General features: G+C 64.6%; 13 protein-coding genes. 9 read left to right on the top strand and 4 right to left on the bottom strand.

Translation table 11 applies throughout. The features are described from left to right. Nucleotides 1-13: 13 nt before the first annotated feature. Nucleotides 14-919 (bottom strand): hypothetical protein, encoded by a 906-nt coding sequence (locus tag F8R15_RS10310; RefSeq protein ID WP_152844522.1) that lies wholly within the window; start codon nucleotides 917-919, stop codon nucleotides 14-16. 93 nt (nucleotides 920-1,012) lie between these two features. Here F8R15_RS10310 and hslV point away from each other — a divergent pair, with 93 nt between their 5' ends. From hslV to F8R15_RS10290, 4 genes are all read left to right on the top strand, one after another. After that, nucleotides 1,013-1,570, top strand: a complete 558-nt coding sequence (gene hslV / locus F8R15_RS10305) for an ATP-dependent protease subunit HslV (protein ID WP_078522728.1) — start codon at nucleotides 1,013-1,015, stop codon at nucleotides 1,568-1,570. After that, entirely contained in the window at nucleotides 1,563-2,624 is a 1,062-nt protein-coding gene (locus F8R15_RS10300; RefSeq protein ID WP_368731033.1) for a hypothetical protein, read from the top strand. Before hslV ends, F8R15_RS10300 begins: the two co-directional genes overlap by 8 nt. Before the next feature lie 3 nt (nucleotides 2,625-2,627). After that, on the top strand, nucleotides 2,628-3,935 hold the full coding sequence (hslU, locus tag F8R15_RS10295) for an ATP-dependent protease ATPase subunit HslU (RefSeq protein WP_078602462.1): 1,308 nt from the start codon (nucleotides 2,628-2,630) through the stop codon (nucleotides 3,933-3,935). 61 nt (nucleotides 3,936-3,996) lie between these two features. Continuing rightward, on the top strand, nucleotides 3,997-5,088 hold the full coding sequence (locus F8R15_RS10290) for an alpha/beta hydrolase (RefSeq protein ID WP_152844521.1): 1,092 nt from the start codon (nucleotides 3,997-3,999) through the stop codon (nucleotides 5,086-5,088). Here F8R15_RS10290 and F8R15_RS10285 read toward each other — a convergent pair. Genes F8R15_RS10285 through F8R15_RS10275 form a run of 3 tightly spaced genes read right to left on the bottom strand, consistent with a single transcriptional unit; the run spans nucleotide 5,085 to nucleotide 7,227 of the window. Next, nucleotides 5,085-5,678 (bottom strand): Smr/MutS family protein, encoded by a 594-nt coding sequence (locus F8R15_RS10285; RefSeq protein WP_152844520.1) that lies wholly within the window; start codon nucleotides 5,676-5,678, stop codon nucleotides 5,085-5,087. The two genes, F8R15_RS10290 and F8R15_RS10285, sit on opposite strands and share 4 nt — an antisense overlap. Continuing rightward, a complete protein-coding gene (locus tag F8R15_RS10280; RefSeq protein WP_368731032.1) occupies nucleotides 5,675-6,562 on the bottom strand; it encodes a murein transglycosylase A in 888 nt (295 codons plus the stop codon). Before F8R15_RS10280 ends, F8R15_RS10285 begins: the two co-directional genes overlap by 4 nt. A gap of 5 nt (nucleotides 6,563-6,567) precedes the next feature. Beyond that, nucleotides 6,568-7,227 carry a Tim44/TimA family putative adaptor protein gene (locus F8R15_RS10275; RefSeq protein ID WP_078522789.1) on the bottom strand — a complete coding sequence of 220 codons (660 nt, stop codon included), beginning with the start codon at nucleotides 7,225-7,227 and terminating at the stop codon, nucleotides 6,568-6,570. 118 nt (nucleotides 7,228-7,345) lie between these two features. Between F8R15_RS10275 and F8R15_RS10270 the strand changes: the two genes are divergently transcribed. The 5 genes from F8R15_RS10270 (at nucleotide 7,346) to F8R15_RS10250 (ending at nucleotide 14,927) form a co-directional block, all read left to right on the top strand. Further along, a complete protein-coding gene (locus F8R15_RS10270) occupies nucleotides 7,346-7,873 on the top strand; it encodes an FxsA family protein (protein WP_078541439.1) in 528 nt (175 codons plus the stop codon). A gap of 59 nt (nucleotides 7,874-7,932) precedes the next feature. Then, a complete protein-coding gene (secB, locus tag F8R15_RS10265; protein WP_078522734.1) occupies nucleotides 7,933-8,445 on the top strand; it encodes a protein-export chaperone SecB in 513 nt (170 codons plus the stop codon). Between the two features lie 136 nt (nucleotides 8,446-8,581). Continuing rightward, nucleotides 8,582-9,109 (top strand): isopentenyl-diphosphate Delta-isomerase, encoded by a 528-nt coding sequence (locus F8R15_RS10260; protein WP_368731045.1) that lies wholly within the window; start codon nucleotides 8,582-8,584, stop codon nucleotides 9,107-9,109. A gap of 113 nt (nucleotides 9,110-9,222) precedes the next feature. Beyond that, on the top strand, nucleotides 9,223-11,016 hold the full coding sequence (locus F8R15_RS10255) for an autotransporter assembly complex family protein (RefSeq protein WP_152844518.1): 1,794 nt from the start codon (nucleotides 9,223-9,225) through the stop codon (nucleotides 11,014-11,016). Continuing rightward, on the top strand, nucleotides 11,016-14,927 hold the full coding sequence (locus F8R15_RS10250) for a translocation/assembly module TamB domain-containing protein (protein ID WP_152844517.1): 3,912 nt from the start codon (nucleotides 11,016-11,018) through the stop codon (nucleotides 14,925-14,927). The genes F8R15_RS10255 and F8R15_RS10250 overlap by 1 nt, the downstream gene beginning before the upstream one ends. Nucleotides 14,928-14,966 lie beyond the last annotated feature (39 nt).

The following is a 14,966-nucleotide window of genomic DNA, read 5'->3' as shown; positions in this document are numbered from 1 at the left end:
CGGGCGCCTTTTTTCATATCGGCCAGCCGAAATGGCGCAGCCTTGCGCGCAACCGGTCTTCGAATTCGGGGCGGCCTGCGTTGAGCGATTGCAGCTGCAGGAACCAATAGAGGTAACGGGCGACCGGCGGGGTCTCGCGCAGTTTGGCGAAAGCGGCCTCGATCCCGTCGCGCGGCACCGATCCGGCGATGTGGTGGAAATCCGACAGGCCGAACAGGATCGCCGGTTTGCGCAGGAAGAACCCTTCGAGGGCGAGCGCACTGTTTTGCGTCGCGACGAAGCGGCAGCGGCGCAGCAGCTCGGGCGAGCCACCGGACTGGAAGCGAAAGCGCGGGTGACGGGCCGCGATCGCCTCTAGCGCCTCGATTTCGCGCGCTGTGTAATCCTCGTTCGGGTGCAGCGTCGCCACGACCGGGCCGGAATGTCGGGCCAGAACCTCTTCGATCATCTGCACCGGGCTCACCGACTGGAACGAGCGGTGATCCAGCAGTCGCCCCTGTAGCGGAACGAAGGCCAGATCCTCCTCACCGGACGGTTTTACGCCGGGATAGAGCCTGTTTCGCGTGGAAAAGAAGAACTGCGCCGCTGCGTCGCCGTCCACCTCATCAGCGTCGAAGGCTGCCTGCGCGACCGGCCAATCCCAACGCTCCGCCTCCGCCTCGACATGCCAGAACGCCCCCACATAGGTCCGTCGGCAGGTCAGCGCCTGCGCATGGGTCGGCGGCTCCATCCGGTAGAGCGCATAGCCCTCGCGCGCCGGGGCCGCCGCGCGCGCCTCCGGGCCCGTCTGATGCAGGCTGACGGTCCAATCCGCCGTCTCCACCGCTCCGATCAGCCGCTTGAAGAAATTGTGTTCACCGGCCCGGACCTGCTCCAGAATCCAGTCATCGAGATAGATCGAAAGGTGCTGCGCGCTCATGCGGTGACGCTAGCCGCAGGCTCACGCACCGGCAAGCGGGGTTGCAGCCCCGGCCTGCGGGTTACATATCTTTGGCGCAAACGGAGGACTAACATGGCCGAAGAGAAATTCCCGGGCTGGCACGGCACGACGATCATCGGCATCCGCAAGGGTGGTAAAGTGGTGGTCGCGGGCGACGGGCAGGTCAGCCTTGGCCAGACCGTCATCAAGGGCTCGGCGCGCAAGGTGCGCCGCCTGAGCCCCGGCGGTCACGACATCGTGGCGGGCTTTGCAGGCTCGACCGCGGATGCGTTCACCCTGCTGGAGCGGCTCGAGAAGAAGCTCGAAGCCTCGCCCGGTCAGCTGATGCGCGGTTGCGTGGAACTGGCGAAGGATTGGCGCATGGACAAATACCTGCGCAACCTCGAAGCGATGCTGATCGTGACCGATGGCAAGGATCTCTACGTCCTGACCGGCGCGGGCGACGTGCTGGAGCCGGAACACGGCATCGCCGCGATCGGCTCGGGCGGCAATTTCGCCCTCGCTGCGGCGCGTGGGCTGATGGAAACCGATCTCGACGCCGAGGCGGTGGCCCGCAAGGCAATGGCGATCGCGTCGGACATCTGCGTCTACACCAACGGCAACCTGACGGTGGAGAGCATCGGTGGCTGAGCTCACGCGCGACGATCTGCGTGCGGCGGTCGCGGCTGGCCATATCAACGAGGCGCAGGCCGCGTCCGTGATGGCGCTGGCGAGCAACCGTCTCGCCGGTCGCGCGGCTTTGCCCGCCGAGGACGAACCCTTCGAGCTGTTCAAAGGCTTTGCCGAGATTTTCGTGACCGTCGGCCTCGGCATCCTTATCTTCGGGTCGTTCGGCTTCCTGCTGTTCGCAGGCGGCAAGCTGGGTTACGCGATGCTGATCCCGCTGATTGCGCTGCTGGGCGAATATTTCACCCGCAAGCGCAGGATGGTGCTGCCTTCGATCCTGCTGACGCTCACGCTGGGCGGGGCGGTGCTGGCGAGCTTCCTCGGGATTCCGGTCCTCGGGATGCGCTTCATCGCCGAGGCGCCCAACTTCGATCTCGCGCTAGTCGCGACGGCCGTGGCGCTGGTCGCATGGTTCCTGCGCTACCGGGTGCCGTTCTCGATGTTCCTCGTGGGGCTGTGCGGGCTGGGCCTGCTTCTGTCCTTCGCGAAAGGCTTCGACCCTGAAGCGCCGATTTCTCAGACGGTCGATCTGTTCGATCTGTCAAACGGCTCGGCGCTGTCGCTCGCGATGCTGGTCTTCGGGCTCTTGGCGCTTGCGGGCGGCATCTGGTTCGACATGCGCGATCCGCATCGTCTGGGGCGGCAATCGGCCTCGGGCTTCTGGCTGCACGTTCTGGCAGCCCCCGCGCTGGTCAACACGCTCGCGCTGACCTTCTACAAGATGGGGCCGGGCACGGGTTATGTGCTGCTGCTCGCTACGCTTGCTGTCTTCGCCGCGCTGGCGCTGATCATCGACCGGCGCTCCTTCTTCACGGCCGGGATCGGCTACATGATCTTTCTCAGCTTCTACGCTTTCGGCGACGCCGCCGATCCGCGCAGCTGGTGGATCACGCTGATCCTGATCGGCCTCTTTCTCACCGCGCTCGGCTCCTTCTGGACCGAGCTGCGTACGCGCCTGATGCGCGCGCTTCCCAATTTTCCCGGCAAGCACCGCCTGCCGCCCTATGCCACGGAGTAATCCATGACCGATCTGACCCCCCGCGAAATCGTCTCGGAACTCGACCGTTTCATCATCGGCCAGAAGGACGCCAAGCGCGCGGTCGCCGTTGCGCTGCGCAATCGCTGGCGTCGTCAGCAACTGCCCGACGATCTGCGCGAAGAGGTCTATCCGAAGAACATCCTGATGATCGGCCCGACCGGCGTGGGCAAGACCGAGATCTCGCGCCGTCTGGCGAAACTGGCCCGCGCGCCGTTCCTGAAGGTCGAAGCCACGAAGTTCACCGAAGTCGGCTATGTCGGCCGTGACGTGGAGCAGATCATCCGCGATCTGGCCGATGTCGCGATGGTGCAGACCCGCGACTACATGCGCGAAGAGGTGAAGGCGAAGGCGCATCAGGCCGCCGAGGATCGCGTGATCGCTGCGCTCGCCGGCACCGATGCGCGCGAAAGCACCCGCGAGATGTTCCGCAAGAAGCTCCGCGATGGAGAGCTCGACGACAAGATCATCGAACTCGACGTGGCCGATCAGTCCGGCGGAATGCCGCTCGGGATGATGGGTGGTCAGCCGGGCATGGAACAGCAGATGCAGGGTCTTCAGGACCTGTTCAAAGCCTTCGGCGGCAACCGCACCACGCGGCGCAAGATGACCGTCTCGGAAAGCTACGAGACGCTGATCTCGGAAGAGGCCGATAAGCTTCTGGACGACGAGACGGTGAAGACCGCAGCCCTCGAAGCCGTGCAGCATTCCGGCATGGTCTTCATCGACGAGATCGACAAGGTCACGGCGCGCTCGGATGCGCGCGGAGCCGATGTCTCGCGCGAAGGCGTGCAGCGCGACCTCCTGCCGCTGATCGAGGGCACGACGGTCTCGACCAAGCTCGGCCCGGTGAAGACCGACCATATCCTGTTCATCGCCTCGGGCGCGTTCCACATCGCGAAACCCTCGGACCTGCTGCCTGAATTGCAGGGCCGTCTGCCGATCCGCGTGGAGCTGCAGGCACTGACCGAGCAGGACTTCACCCGCATCCTGTCGGAGACCGACAATGCGCTCACCCGGCAATATCAGGCGCTGATGAAGACCGAAGAGGTCGAGGTCGCCTTCACCGAGGACGGTATCGCGGCGCTCGCCCGGATCGCGGCAGAGGTCAACCAATCGGTCGAGAATATCGGTGCGCGACGGCTCTATACCGTCATGGAACGCGTGTTCGAGGAGCTGTCCTTCACCGCGCCCGACCGTGGCGGACAAAGCGTCACCGTCGATGCGGAATTCGTCGAGAACGAGCTGGGCGATCTGACCCGCGACACCGATCTGAGCCGCTACGTCCTCTAGGGCACTGGCACCTCGCGCGCGCTCTGTTATCCTCCTGCGGGAGGGATGCAAGGCACGGGCGATGGCGCGGTTTCTGATCGTAATCTTGATGCTGAGCTTGGCCGCCTGCGCACCGCGTGGGCGGCTTGCCTATCTCGATCACCCGGTCGCCGATGCGCGCTCGATTTTCGTGGGCTCGACCCGGGCGCCCGATCCGCAGACCGGGCAACCCTTCGGCTCCGCGCGCAGTCAGCAGCTGCGGCTCGCGCGCTTCGATGTCGCGACGCCCCCGGACCGCGAGGTGGCCGAGATCGCCTATCCGATGACCGACACCTCGCCGGTCGACCCGGACAAGCAGTTCCTCGTCTCGCAATCCGAGATCGACATGAAGCGCCCTGCGTTCCAGTCGGAGCTGCGCACGGCGCTGCGCAAGCATGACGGGCAGGCGGTGCTGTTCGTCCACGGCTTCAACAACTCCTTCGCCGAGGGGCTGTACCGGATGGCGCAGATGGGCGCGGATTTCGATCTACCCGGCGTGCTGGTGCATTATTCCTGGCCGTCGCGGGCAAATGTGCTGGGCTATGCCTATGATCGGGATTCGGTGCTCTTCGCGCGCGACGGGTTGGAGAAATTGATCGACGATCTGAACGCGGCGGGGGCGAAACGCATCCTGATCGTGGGGCATTCGCTGGGCGCGGAACTGGTGATGGAGGTGCTGCGTCAGGAGGCGATTACGCGGAAACAGGGTCGATTTTCGACGATTTCCGGGGTGGTCCTGATCTCGCCGGACATTGCGGTGGATGTGTTCAAGACGCAGGCCGACGCGATCGGCGCGCTGCCGCAGCCGTTCATTATCTTCACCTCCGCGAAGGATCGCGCGCTCCAGCTATCGGCGCGGCTGTCGGGCAAGCGCGACCGGCTGGGCAATCTGGAAGACGTCTCCAGCATCGCGCATTACAAGGTGACGCTGATCAACGTCTCGGCCTTCAACACCGGCGACGGGCATTTCAACGTCGTCACGTCGCCTGCGCTGATCCGGCTGCTCGACAGCGCGCAGAAAGTGGCCGAGGTGCTCGAGGTCGAACAGTTCGGGCGCACGGGGCTGGGCGATGCGGTGGTGCTGACGGTCGAGAATACGACGCAGATCATCCTCGCGCCGATCTCGGGCGGTTAGCGGATTCGGCGCAGATAGACGTAATAGGCGCCCGCGCCGCCATGTTTCAGATGCGCCTCGTTGATCTGCATGACAGCGGGCGCGAGCGGCATCATCCGCAGCCATTGCGGCACCTGATGGCGCAGCACGCCGACGCGGCGTGGGATCGGGCCGTCATCGTCGCCGCGCTTGCCCTTGCCTGTGATCACAAGCACCAGCCGCTTTCCGTGGCTTTGCGAATTCAGGATGAAGCGGATCAGTTCGGGATGCGCCTCGGCCAACGTCAGCCCGTGCAGATCGAGCACGCCTTCAGGCTTCAGCTTGCCGCGCGTCATCGCCTTATGCGCCTTGCGGTCCATCGTGACGGGCTGACGCGCGAGATGCTCGCCCGGCTCCGGAGCGAGATCGTGACGGCTGGACGATGGCTTCGCGTGCTGACCCATCTCGAAACTGCGCAGCCCCTCGGCCTTCGGTTTCGGCTTGGGTTTGGGCGCCAGAAAAGACTCTAATTCGGCGGGATCGGCCTTTTTCGGGCGGTAAGTCTCCGTGGTCGACGCTACGCGATCCCACAGCGCGCGTTCCTCGGGGCTGAGTTTGCGTTTGCGGCTCATGCGCGCCTCCGCAAGCCGATCATCCGGCCCTTGGCGTTGATCGCGCCCGCGATGCGCCCGGCATCCGCGCCGGTGCCGATGAAGAGATCGCCGCGTCCCGCGCCCTTGATCGCAGAGCCCACGTCCTGCGCCACCATCAGCCGCTGCCCGAAGCCGGGGCAGTCGATCCAGACCGGGCTGCCCAGCGGCACGACCTCGGGGTCCACGGCGAGGCTGCGTCCTGCGCTCACCGGACGGCCCATCGCGCCCAGGGGGCCGGTGTCGCCCGGGATATCCAGCACCCGGAAGAACACGAAAGAGGGGTTGTGATCGAGCAACCCTTGCAGCTGATCGGGGTTCTCGGCGGCCCAGCGTCGGATGAACTCGGGCGTCATCCCCTCGGCCGGGGCTGCGCCGCGCGCGATCAGCTCCTTGCCGATCGAGCGGTAGGGATGCCCGTTCTTTCCGTCGAAACCCAGCCGCAGGCTGCCGCGATCCGCAAACCGCACCCGCAGCGAGCCTTGCACCTGCGCGAGATAGGCCTCGATCGGGCTCTCCAGCCAAACCAGTTCATGCTCCGCCAGCAGATCGCCCGCCGCGATCTCGGCGCGGCAATACCACGGCGAATTAGACCCTATTTCACCCGGTTTCGCATAAAGCGGCCAGGCGAAGCGGTCGGATTTCTCGCGCGCGCCGGGCAGTTCGGGTTCGTAATATCCGGTGAAATGCGCAGCCCCCTCGGGGGCGATTTCATAGGGCTCGAAGAGCGCCTCGAAGGAGGCTTTCGGATCGTCCGTATCAGCCGCCACCATCCCATAGAGATCGGCCGTAACGCAAAACGCCGCCCAAGCGGCGGCGTGATCGTCCCGGGTCCATCCGGGAATATCGGCGAAGGACAGCGGCACCGGCTTCAGCCGCCCGTGGCGACGAGCTGCCAGTTCGGGTCATTCGCACCCATCGTGCGCGCGAAGGTCCAGATGTCACGCTGCTTGCGCGGCGATTTGGGGTCGCCCTCGACCACCTCTCCGGCGGCGTCGCGCGCGACCGAAATGATCTCGGCCCCGAAGCGCACGGTCACTTCGGCCTCTTTCGTGGAGTGGTCGAAATCGGCATTGCTCAGCACCAGCTCGCGCAGGCCGAGGAATTCCGCCTGAACGTCGAGACCCTTCTCCTTGCGCGCTTCCACGGCGCCCTCGAAGGCCTCGTAGACCTCGGCGGACAGGAAGGGGCGGACCTTTTCCAGATCGCCGGTCTCGAAAGCCATCAGAATCATCTCATAAGCGCCGCGCGCGCCTTGCAGGAATTCCGAGACCGAGAAGCTCGGCTCGACGCGTTTCATCGCGGCCAGAGCCACGGCGGCGGTCGAGCCTTCGGGCACATTGTCGATGATATCGTGGTCGGGACCGCCTTCGATCACGTCAAAATCGCGCTTCGGCGTCGGCGTGTCCGGCGTTTCGGGCGCGATCGGCTTTTCATAGCCCTCACGGGTCCCGAGCACGCTTTTCAGCTTGAAAATCAGGAAGATCGCAATCGCCGCGAGGACGATAAGCTGAATGACGGCACCGGACATCGAGACCTCTGTGTTTGGCTTCATGTTTGTTTCTAGGTCAATGGCTACTTATGTAAGGCGTCAACTAGTTCAAGTCCACCGGCGCAGCTTGCCCGGAGACGCGATAAAAGAGGATGCCATGTGGATCTTTCTGGCCTTTCTGGCCGTGCCGCTGATCGAGATCGGTCTGTTCATTCAAGTGGGCGGGCTCATCGGCCTGTGGCCGACGCTGGGGATCGTGTTGCTGACCGCGATCGTCGGCACGTCGCTGGTACGCCGGGAAGGGGCGCGTGCGCTCAACGATCTGCGCAGCTCTCTCAATGAATTGAGCGACCCGTCGCGCCCGCTGGCGCATGGCGCGATGATCCTCGTGGCCGGGGTGCTGCTGCTGACGCCGGGCTTCTTTACCGATACGGTCGGGATCCTGCTGCTGATCCCCGGAATTCGTGACTGGGTGATGAAAGCCGCAGCGAGCCGGGTGAAGGTGCAGCGATTCGAGATGGGCGGCGCATACCGGACGACGACCCAATACGATCCGCGCCGCGAGCCTCCGCACCGCCCGCGCGATCCGGAGATCCTCGATGCCGAAGAGGTCGAGGAGATGACCCATCGCGACGATCCCAACGGCAAGCCCTCCGACGGGCCCTCCGGCTGGACGCGTCATTGAGAATTGAGGCTTCTTTCAGCCGGTGCTAAACCTCGCACAATTAATTTTGGGAGAGGTCGATGACTGACGAAGCAAATGGCGAGACCAACGGCGCCGCGGATCCGCAGCAAGAGCAACAAGGGCTGCGCATGAACATCCTCGCGCAATTCACGCGCGACATGTCCTTCGAGAACAATGTCGCCACGAAAGGCGTGCAGACCAGCGACATCCAGCCCGAGATGCAGGTGCAGGTTTCGCTCGACGCCAAGAAGCGCAACGCCGAGCACCAGTACGAGGTGATCACCAAGTTCAAGATCACCGCGAACAACAAGTCGGACGGCGCGACGCTCTACCTGCTCGAGCTCGATTACGGCGGCATCTTCCACGTCGAAGGCGTGCCGGAAGATCAGCTTCATCCGTTCCTGCTGATCGAATGCCCGCGTCAGCTGTTCCCCTTCGTGCGCCGCATCGTCTCGGACGTGACCCGCGACGGTGGCTTCCCGCCCTTCAACCTCGAGATCGTCGATTTCGTCGCGCTGTACCGCAACGAACTGGCGCGTCGTCAGCAGACCGAGGCGCCCACGACGGTCTGATTCGTCAAGCTGACCTGAGGCGCGGCATCGTGCCTCAGGGACAAGCTGACACCGTGACTCTGGCCTGTCACGGACCCATTTTGAATCCGGTGATCCCGTCCGCGACCCGGACAGGATCACCGGATTCAAAAGAGGTATCATGGGCCAGATACAGGCATGGATCGAGGGCACGCTCGCCCCTGTCGACGTGATGGATGCGCATCGCGAAGGGATCCGCCACCGGGCGGTTTCTATTTTCGTCATGGATGGCGAAAAGCTCCTTTTGCAGAAGCGCTCGGAAAACTGCCTGCAATCTCCCGGTCTCTGGTCGAATACCTGCTGTAGTCACCCCGATTGGGGGGAGCGCCCCGAGACCTGCGCGCTGCGGCGGCTGCGCGAGGAGTTGGGCATCGAGGGGCTCTATCCTGCCCATGCCGACCGTATCGAATACCGGATGGATATCGGCGACGGGCTGGTCGAGCACGAAGTAACCGATATCTACATCGCCTATGCGCAGCGCGGCCTCACCGTGAATCCCGATCCCGAGTTGGTCTCGGAGACCCGCTGGATCGGTCTTTACGACCTCGGTGCCGAGGTGCGGCGCTATCCCGACCGGTTCTCGCGCTGGCTGCGGTTTTACATGCAGGAGCATATCTCCCGCATCCTGCCCGCGCTGATCTGCTGAGCGGCGGGGATTTCTGCCGATTGCCTTAAATTGCTACGCGGAATTCCGCGCTTGCCCTAGCTTTCGCATCGCTTACCTGTAACTCTGCTCTCGATTGGGCGGGGGCATGAGTAATGGGACCGAAGACCATCCGAGTTTTTCATTTGAGCGTGGCGGCGCTTGCGATCCTCGCGACCCCGGCACTCGCATATTCGTTAAAGTTTAATACCCCCGGCGCGTCGGACGATCTGCGCAATACGATCAAGGGCGCGTCGCTTCTGGTGCAATCCGCAGATGACGACAGCAAGGACGCGCAGGACGTGCTCTCCGAGGCGCGCGCCGACTATAACCGCATCGTCTCGGCGCTGTTCGCCGAGGGGCGGTATTCGGGCACCGTGTCGATCAAGCTCGACGGGCGCGAGGCCGCCTCGATTCCGCCGCTCGATGCGCCTTCCACGGTGAACAACGTCACCGTGACCGTGACGCCGGGCCCCGAGTTTACCTTCTCGCGTGCCGATATCGCGCCGGTCGCGCCGAAAACCAATCTGCCCGAGGGCTACAAGGTCGGGGCGGTCGCGAAATCGGGCGTGATCGTCGATGCGGCCAGCGCGGCGACGACCGGCTGGCGCGATGCGGGCCATGCGAAGGCCGAAGTCTCCTATCAGAACATCGTCGCGGATCACCGCGCCAATCAGCTGGCCTCCGACGTGCGTCTGGCACCGGGGCCGCTGGTGACCTTCGGGCGGCTCGAGACCTCCGGCAACAAGCGTCTCCGCACGAAGCGCCTGCGCGAGATCGCGGGTTTCCCCACGGGCGAGGTCTACGACCCGAAGAAGCTGGATCAGGTTCAGTCGCGGCTGCAGCGCACCGGGATTTTCTCCTCGGTCGCGATCACCGAGGCGAAGACGCTCAACCCCGATGACAGCCTCGATGTGAACCTCGCCGTGGTCGAGCAGAAGAAACGCAAGATCGGCCTCGGCGCGGAACTCAGCTCCAGCGACGGGCTCGGCCTGAACGGCTACTGGCTGCACCGCAACCTCTTCGGCGGCGGCGAACGCTTCCGCGTCGATGCGGGCATTTCCGGGATCGGCGGCGCGACGGGCGGCACCGATTACTCGATCGGTGCGCGGATCGACCGCCCGGCGACCTTCAACCCGGAAACCAGCGCCTATATCACGACCGAGATCAGCCAGAAGAACGAAGAGGATTACACCGAGAACGCCTTCGATATCGGCTTCGGTCTGACGCGGATCTTCAACGACAAACTGACCGGCGACGTCTCGATCAATTACGGCTGGTCCAAGGTGACGGACGACTCCGGGCAAACCTATTTCCGTCAGGTCTATCTGCCGACGAAACTCACCTGGGACGATCGCGACAACAAGCTCGATCCAACCAAGGGCTATTTCATTCAGGCGGGCGTGACGCCCTTCGTGGGGATCGGCGGCGATACCGGCACCGGGGCGCAGGTCACCGGCGATCTGCGGGCCTATCGGGGCTTCGGACAGAACGATCGCTTCGTGCTCGCGGGCCGCGTGCAGCTTGGCGGGGTCTATGGCTCCGATCTCGAGGAAACCCCGCGCGACTACCTGTTCTATTCGGGCGGCGGCGGCACCGTGCGCGGCCAGCCCTACCAGTCGCTCGGCGTCGAAGTGCTCGACGGCGGCACGCTGAAAACCGGCGGCACCGAATTCGTGGGCTTCCAGGGCGAAGCGCGCATCGGCATCACCGACAAGATCGGCGCGGTCGCCTTCTACGACTACGGCTATATCGCGGGCGGCGGGGACTCGGACTCGCAGGCGGGCGCGGGTCTCGGCCTGCGCTACAAGACGGGCATCGGCCCGATCCGCCTCGACGTCGGCTTCCCGGTCTCGGGCGGCACCGGATCGGGGGCGCAACTCTATATCGGTATCGGGCAGGCCTTCTGATGAAACGTTTCGCTATCCTTCTCGCCTTCTGCCTCACGCCGCTGGTCGCCACCGCGCAGGACAGCGCGCCGCAGACTGCGGACGGGGCAGGGGCCGCGACCGACGAACAGACACAGCGCGACCGCTCCTATCTGACCGGGTTGATCGAGGATAACCTCTCGGGCGCCGGGCGCACCGTGCGGCTCGACGGGTTCTCGGGCGCGCTGAGTTCGCGGGCGACCTTCGATCAGCTCACGATCTCCGACAAGGACGGCGCGTGGATCACGATCAAGGATGGCGCGCTCCAGTGGAACCGCACGGCGCTGCTGACCGGCAAGATCGAGATCGACGAGCTCTCCGCCGCCGAGATCGACTTGCCGCGCCTGCCGACCTCCGAAGGCGGCTCGACCGCCCCCAGCCCGGAGGCCAAGCCGTTCCAGCTTCCCGACCTGCCCGTCTCGGTGCAGATCGGCAAGATCGACGCGAAGAAGGTGATCCTCGGCGAGCCGATCCTCGGGCAAGAGGCGACGGTCAAAGTCTCTGGCTCGATGTCGCTCGCAGGGGGCGAGGGCAACGCCAAGCTCGACATCGCCCGGATCGACACCAAGAAGGGCCAGTTCTCCCTCACCGCATCCTACGAAAACGCCACGCGCGAACTGGGCCTCGATCTGCTGGTGGACGAGGGCAAGAACGGGATCATCGTCCAGAAGGTCGGCCTGCCGGGCAATCCGGCGATGACGCTCGCCGTTTCGGGCAAGGGCCCGCTCGACGATTTCACCGCCGATATCGTGCTGAGCACCGAAGGTCAGCAGCGTCTGGCGGGGCAGGTCTCGGTGGGTAGCAAACTGCCCGAGGGCGCACCCGAAGGCAGCGACAAGGTGACGACCTTCTCCGTCGCGCTGGGCGGCGATATCCGTCCGCTCCTGCCGCCCGACTACCACGAATTCTTCGGCAACGAGGTCGCGCTGGTCGCGGATGGCACGCGCACAGCCTCGGGACAGACGACGCTGAATACGCTCGATCTGAAATCGCGCGCGCTGCAGCTGAACGGCTCGGCGCAGACCGGCGCCAACAACATGCCGGTGAAATTCGACCTCACCGCCAAGCTCGGCCTCGGCGATGGCCAAGAGGTGCTGCTGCCGATCTCGGGGCCGAAAACCTATGTGCAGTCGGGTACGCTCGATCTCTCTTATGACAAGGCCGAAGGCGATGGCTGGAAGCTGACGGGCCGTCTGAACCAGCTGCGCCGCGAGGACGGCACCAAGATGCTGACCGCGAACCTCTCGGGTTCGGGCCGCATCCGGCAGGCTTCGCCGCCCTCTGCGGGCGGTACCGTGCTCTTGGGTATCAACGGGTTGGAGCTGTCCGATCCGAAGCTGAGCGCCGCCGCGGGCAGCGCCGTCACCCTGCGCACCGTGTTCTCGTGGCAGCAGGACAAGCCGCTGCGCCTGTCGCAACTGGCGCTGAAAGGCACCGGCTACAGCCTGAATTCCAACCTCACGATCGACAATATCAGCGAGGGCGTCACCATCGAGGGCGCGGCGCAGGTCGACCATTCGAACCTCTCGATGCTGTCGGGTCTCGCGGGGCGTGATCTCGGCGGCGCGGCGCGGATGACGGTCGCGGGGAAATACACAGTTCTCAGCGGCGCCTTCGACGCCAATCTCAACCTCGTCGGTCAGGACATCTCGATCGACCAGCCGCAGGCGGATCGCGCCTTGGCGGGCCGGTCGGAAATCGCGATCTCGGCCAAGCGCGACGAGACCGGGCTGACGCTGGATTCGCTTAACGTGCAGACAAGCGCGGGCACGCTTCAGGCGCAGGGCGATCTGGCAAGCGAAAACGGCAAACTGACCGCCACGCTCAATACCAATGACCTGTCGCTACTGGGCGATAAATATGGCGGAACGCTGTCTGCCGATGCGACTGTGACGCTGAATGGCGGCACCTATGGCGTGACGCTCAAAGGCACCGGCAATTCCCTCGCGATCGGTATCCCCGAGGTGGACCGCGCGTTGGCCGGACGGTCGGAGATTTCGGTCTCGGGCTCGCGCAGCGATACCAGCATGACGCTGGACTCGCTCGATGTGAAAACCGCAGCGGGAGAGCTACAGGCGCAGGGCAATCTCGACGGCGATAAGGGCAAGGTGACTGCCCATCTCGACACCAAGGATCTGTCGGTGCTGGGCGCGAAATATGGCGGTACGCTCGTGGCCGACGCGACGGCGACGATGGATGGCGCGACCTATGGGCTGACGCTCGACGGCACCGGCAAATCCCTCGCAATTGGTCAGCCCGAGGCGGACAAGTTGCTGGCGGGCACGACGAACCTCTCGCTGCAGGCCAAATATGCGAACGGCGCGGTCGAAGTGCAGAACCTCGACCTGAAGAACCCGCAGCTCGACGTTTCCGCCAAGGGGGCCGCGGGCGAGACCTCGCGCAAGGTCGACCTGAACGCCCGCCTCGCCAATGCCGCGCTGCTCGCGCCGGGCTTCCCGGGACCGGTGACAGTGTCGGGCACGGTCACCGAGGATGGGTCTGGCTATAATCTGAACCTCTCGGGCACCGGACCCGGCGGCTTGGACGCGAAGGTGTCTGGCCGCATGGCGACGAATTTCGCCGATGCTGATCTCTCGATCACGGGGCAGGCGCAGACCGCGCTCGCCAACAGCTTCATCGAGCCGCGCTCGGTCCAGGGTCCGCTCAGCTTCGATCTGCGGATGAACGGCAAGCCGGGATTGGCGGCGCTGTCGGGTACTGTGACGTCGAATGGTGCGAAACTCGTCGCGCCCAATCTCGGCATGGTGCTGGAAAACGTCGACACGCGCGTGCAGCTGTCAAATGGCAGTGCGCAGCTTGGCGTGACCGGGCGGCTGGGTACGGGCGGGCAGATCACCGTCAACGGCCCGATCAACCTGTCCGCGCCCTATAACGGCAATCTGACGATCCGCTTCGACCGCGCACGGCTGAAGGACCCCGAGCTTTATGACACCCGCGCTTCGGGCACGATCACGATGGACGGGCCGCTGACCGGCGGTGCGAAAATCGCCGGGCGCATCACGCTCAGCGATACCGAATTGCGGGTGCCCTCCTCGGGCGTCGGCGGCGGGGCTTCGGTCCCCGACGGGATCGAGCATGTCGGCGAAAGCGCGGCGGTGCGCGAGACGCTGAAGCGTGCGAGCCTGCTGAACAATGGCCAAAGCGATGCGAGCGGTGGTGCAAAGGCCTCCGGTCCGTCCTTCCCGCTAGATGTCACCATCGCCTCCGAGCGCGGCATCTTCGTGCGCGGCCGGGGTCTGGATGCAGAGCTTGGCGGCTCGCTGCGGATCACCGGCACCACCGCGAACGTGATCCCGATCGGGCAGTTCCAGCTCGTGCGCGGGCGGCTCGACATTCTGGGCCAGCGCTTCACGCTCGATCAGGGCCGGATCGCGCTGCAAGGCGCACTGGTGCCTTACATCGACTTCACCGCGACCACGACGCAGGACGATTACACGATCTCGATCAACATTCAGGGGCAGGCGAATGCGCCACTGGTGACCTTCGCGTCCTCGCCCGACCTGCCACAGGACGAGGTTCTCGCGCGGCTGATCTTCGGGCGCTCCATCGACAATCTCTCGCCCTTGCAGGCGGCGCAATTGGCCTCGGCCGTCGCGACGCTCGCGGGCAAGGGCGGCGAAGGGATTATCGGCAAGCTGCGGAAGAATTTCGGGCTGGATGATTTCGATGTCTCGACCGATGCGCAGGGCAATACCCAGCTCAAGGTCGGGAAATACCTGTCGGACAATATCTATACCGATGTCACGGTGGGCGGCGACGGCACCTCGCAGATCAACCTCAATCTGGATGTGACCAAGAGCCTCACCGCGCGCGGCACCGTGGGCTCCGACGGTAAGAGCGGCATCGGCCTCTATTTCGAGAAGAACTACTGATCCATAAGTTTCACTTCATTTCCGCGCCCGGAAATAAGT

The organism is Thioclava sp. JE_KL1 (assembly GCF_009296265.1).
GTDB lineage: Bacteria > Pseudomonadota > Alphaproteobacteria > Rhodobacterales > Rhodobacteraceae > Thioclava.
The sequence above is the reverse complement of the archived record's forward strand: the minus strand, read 5'-3'. Positions and strand labels throughout refer to the sequence as shown.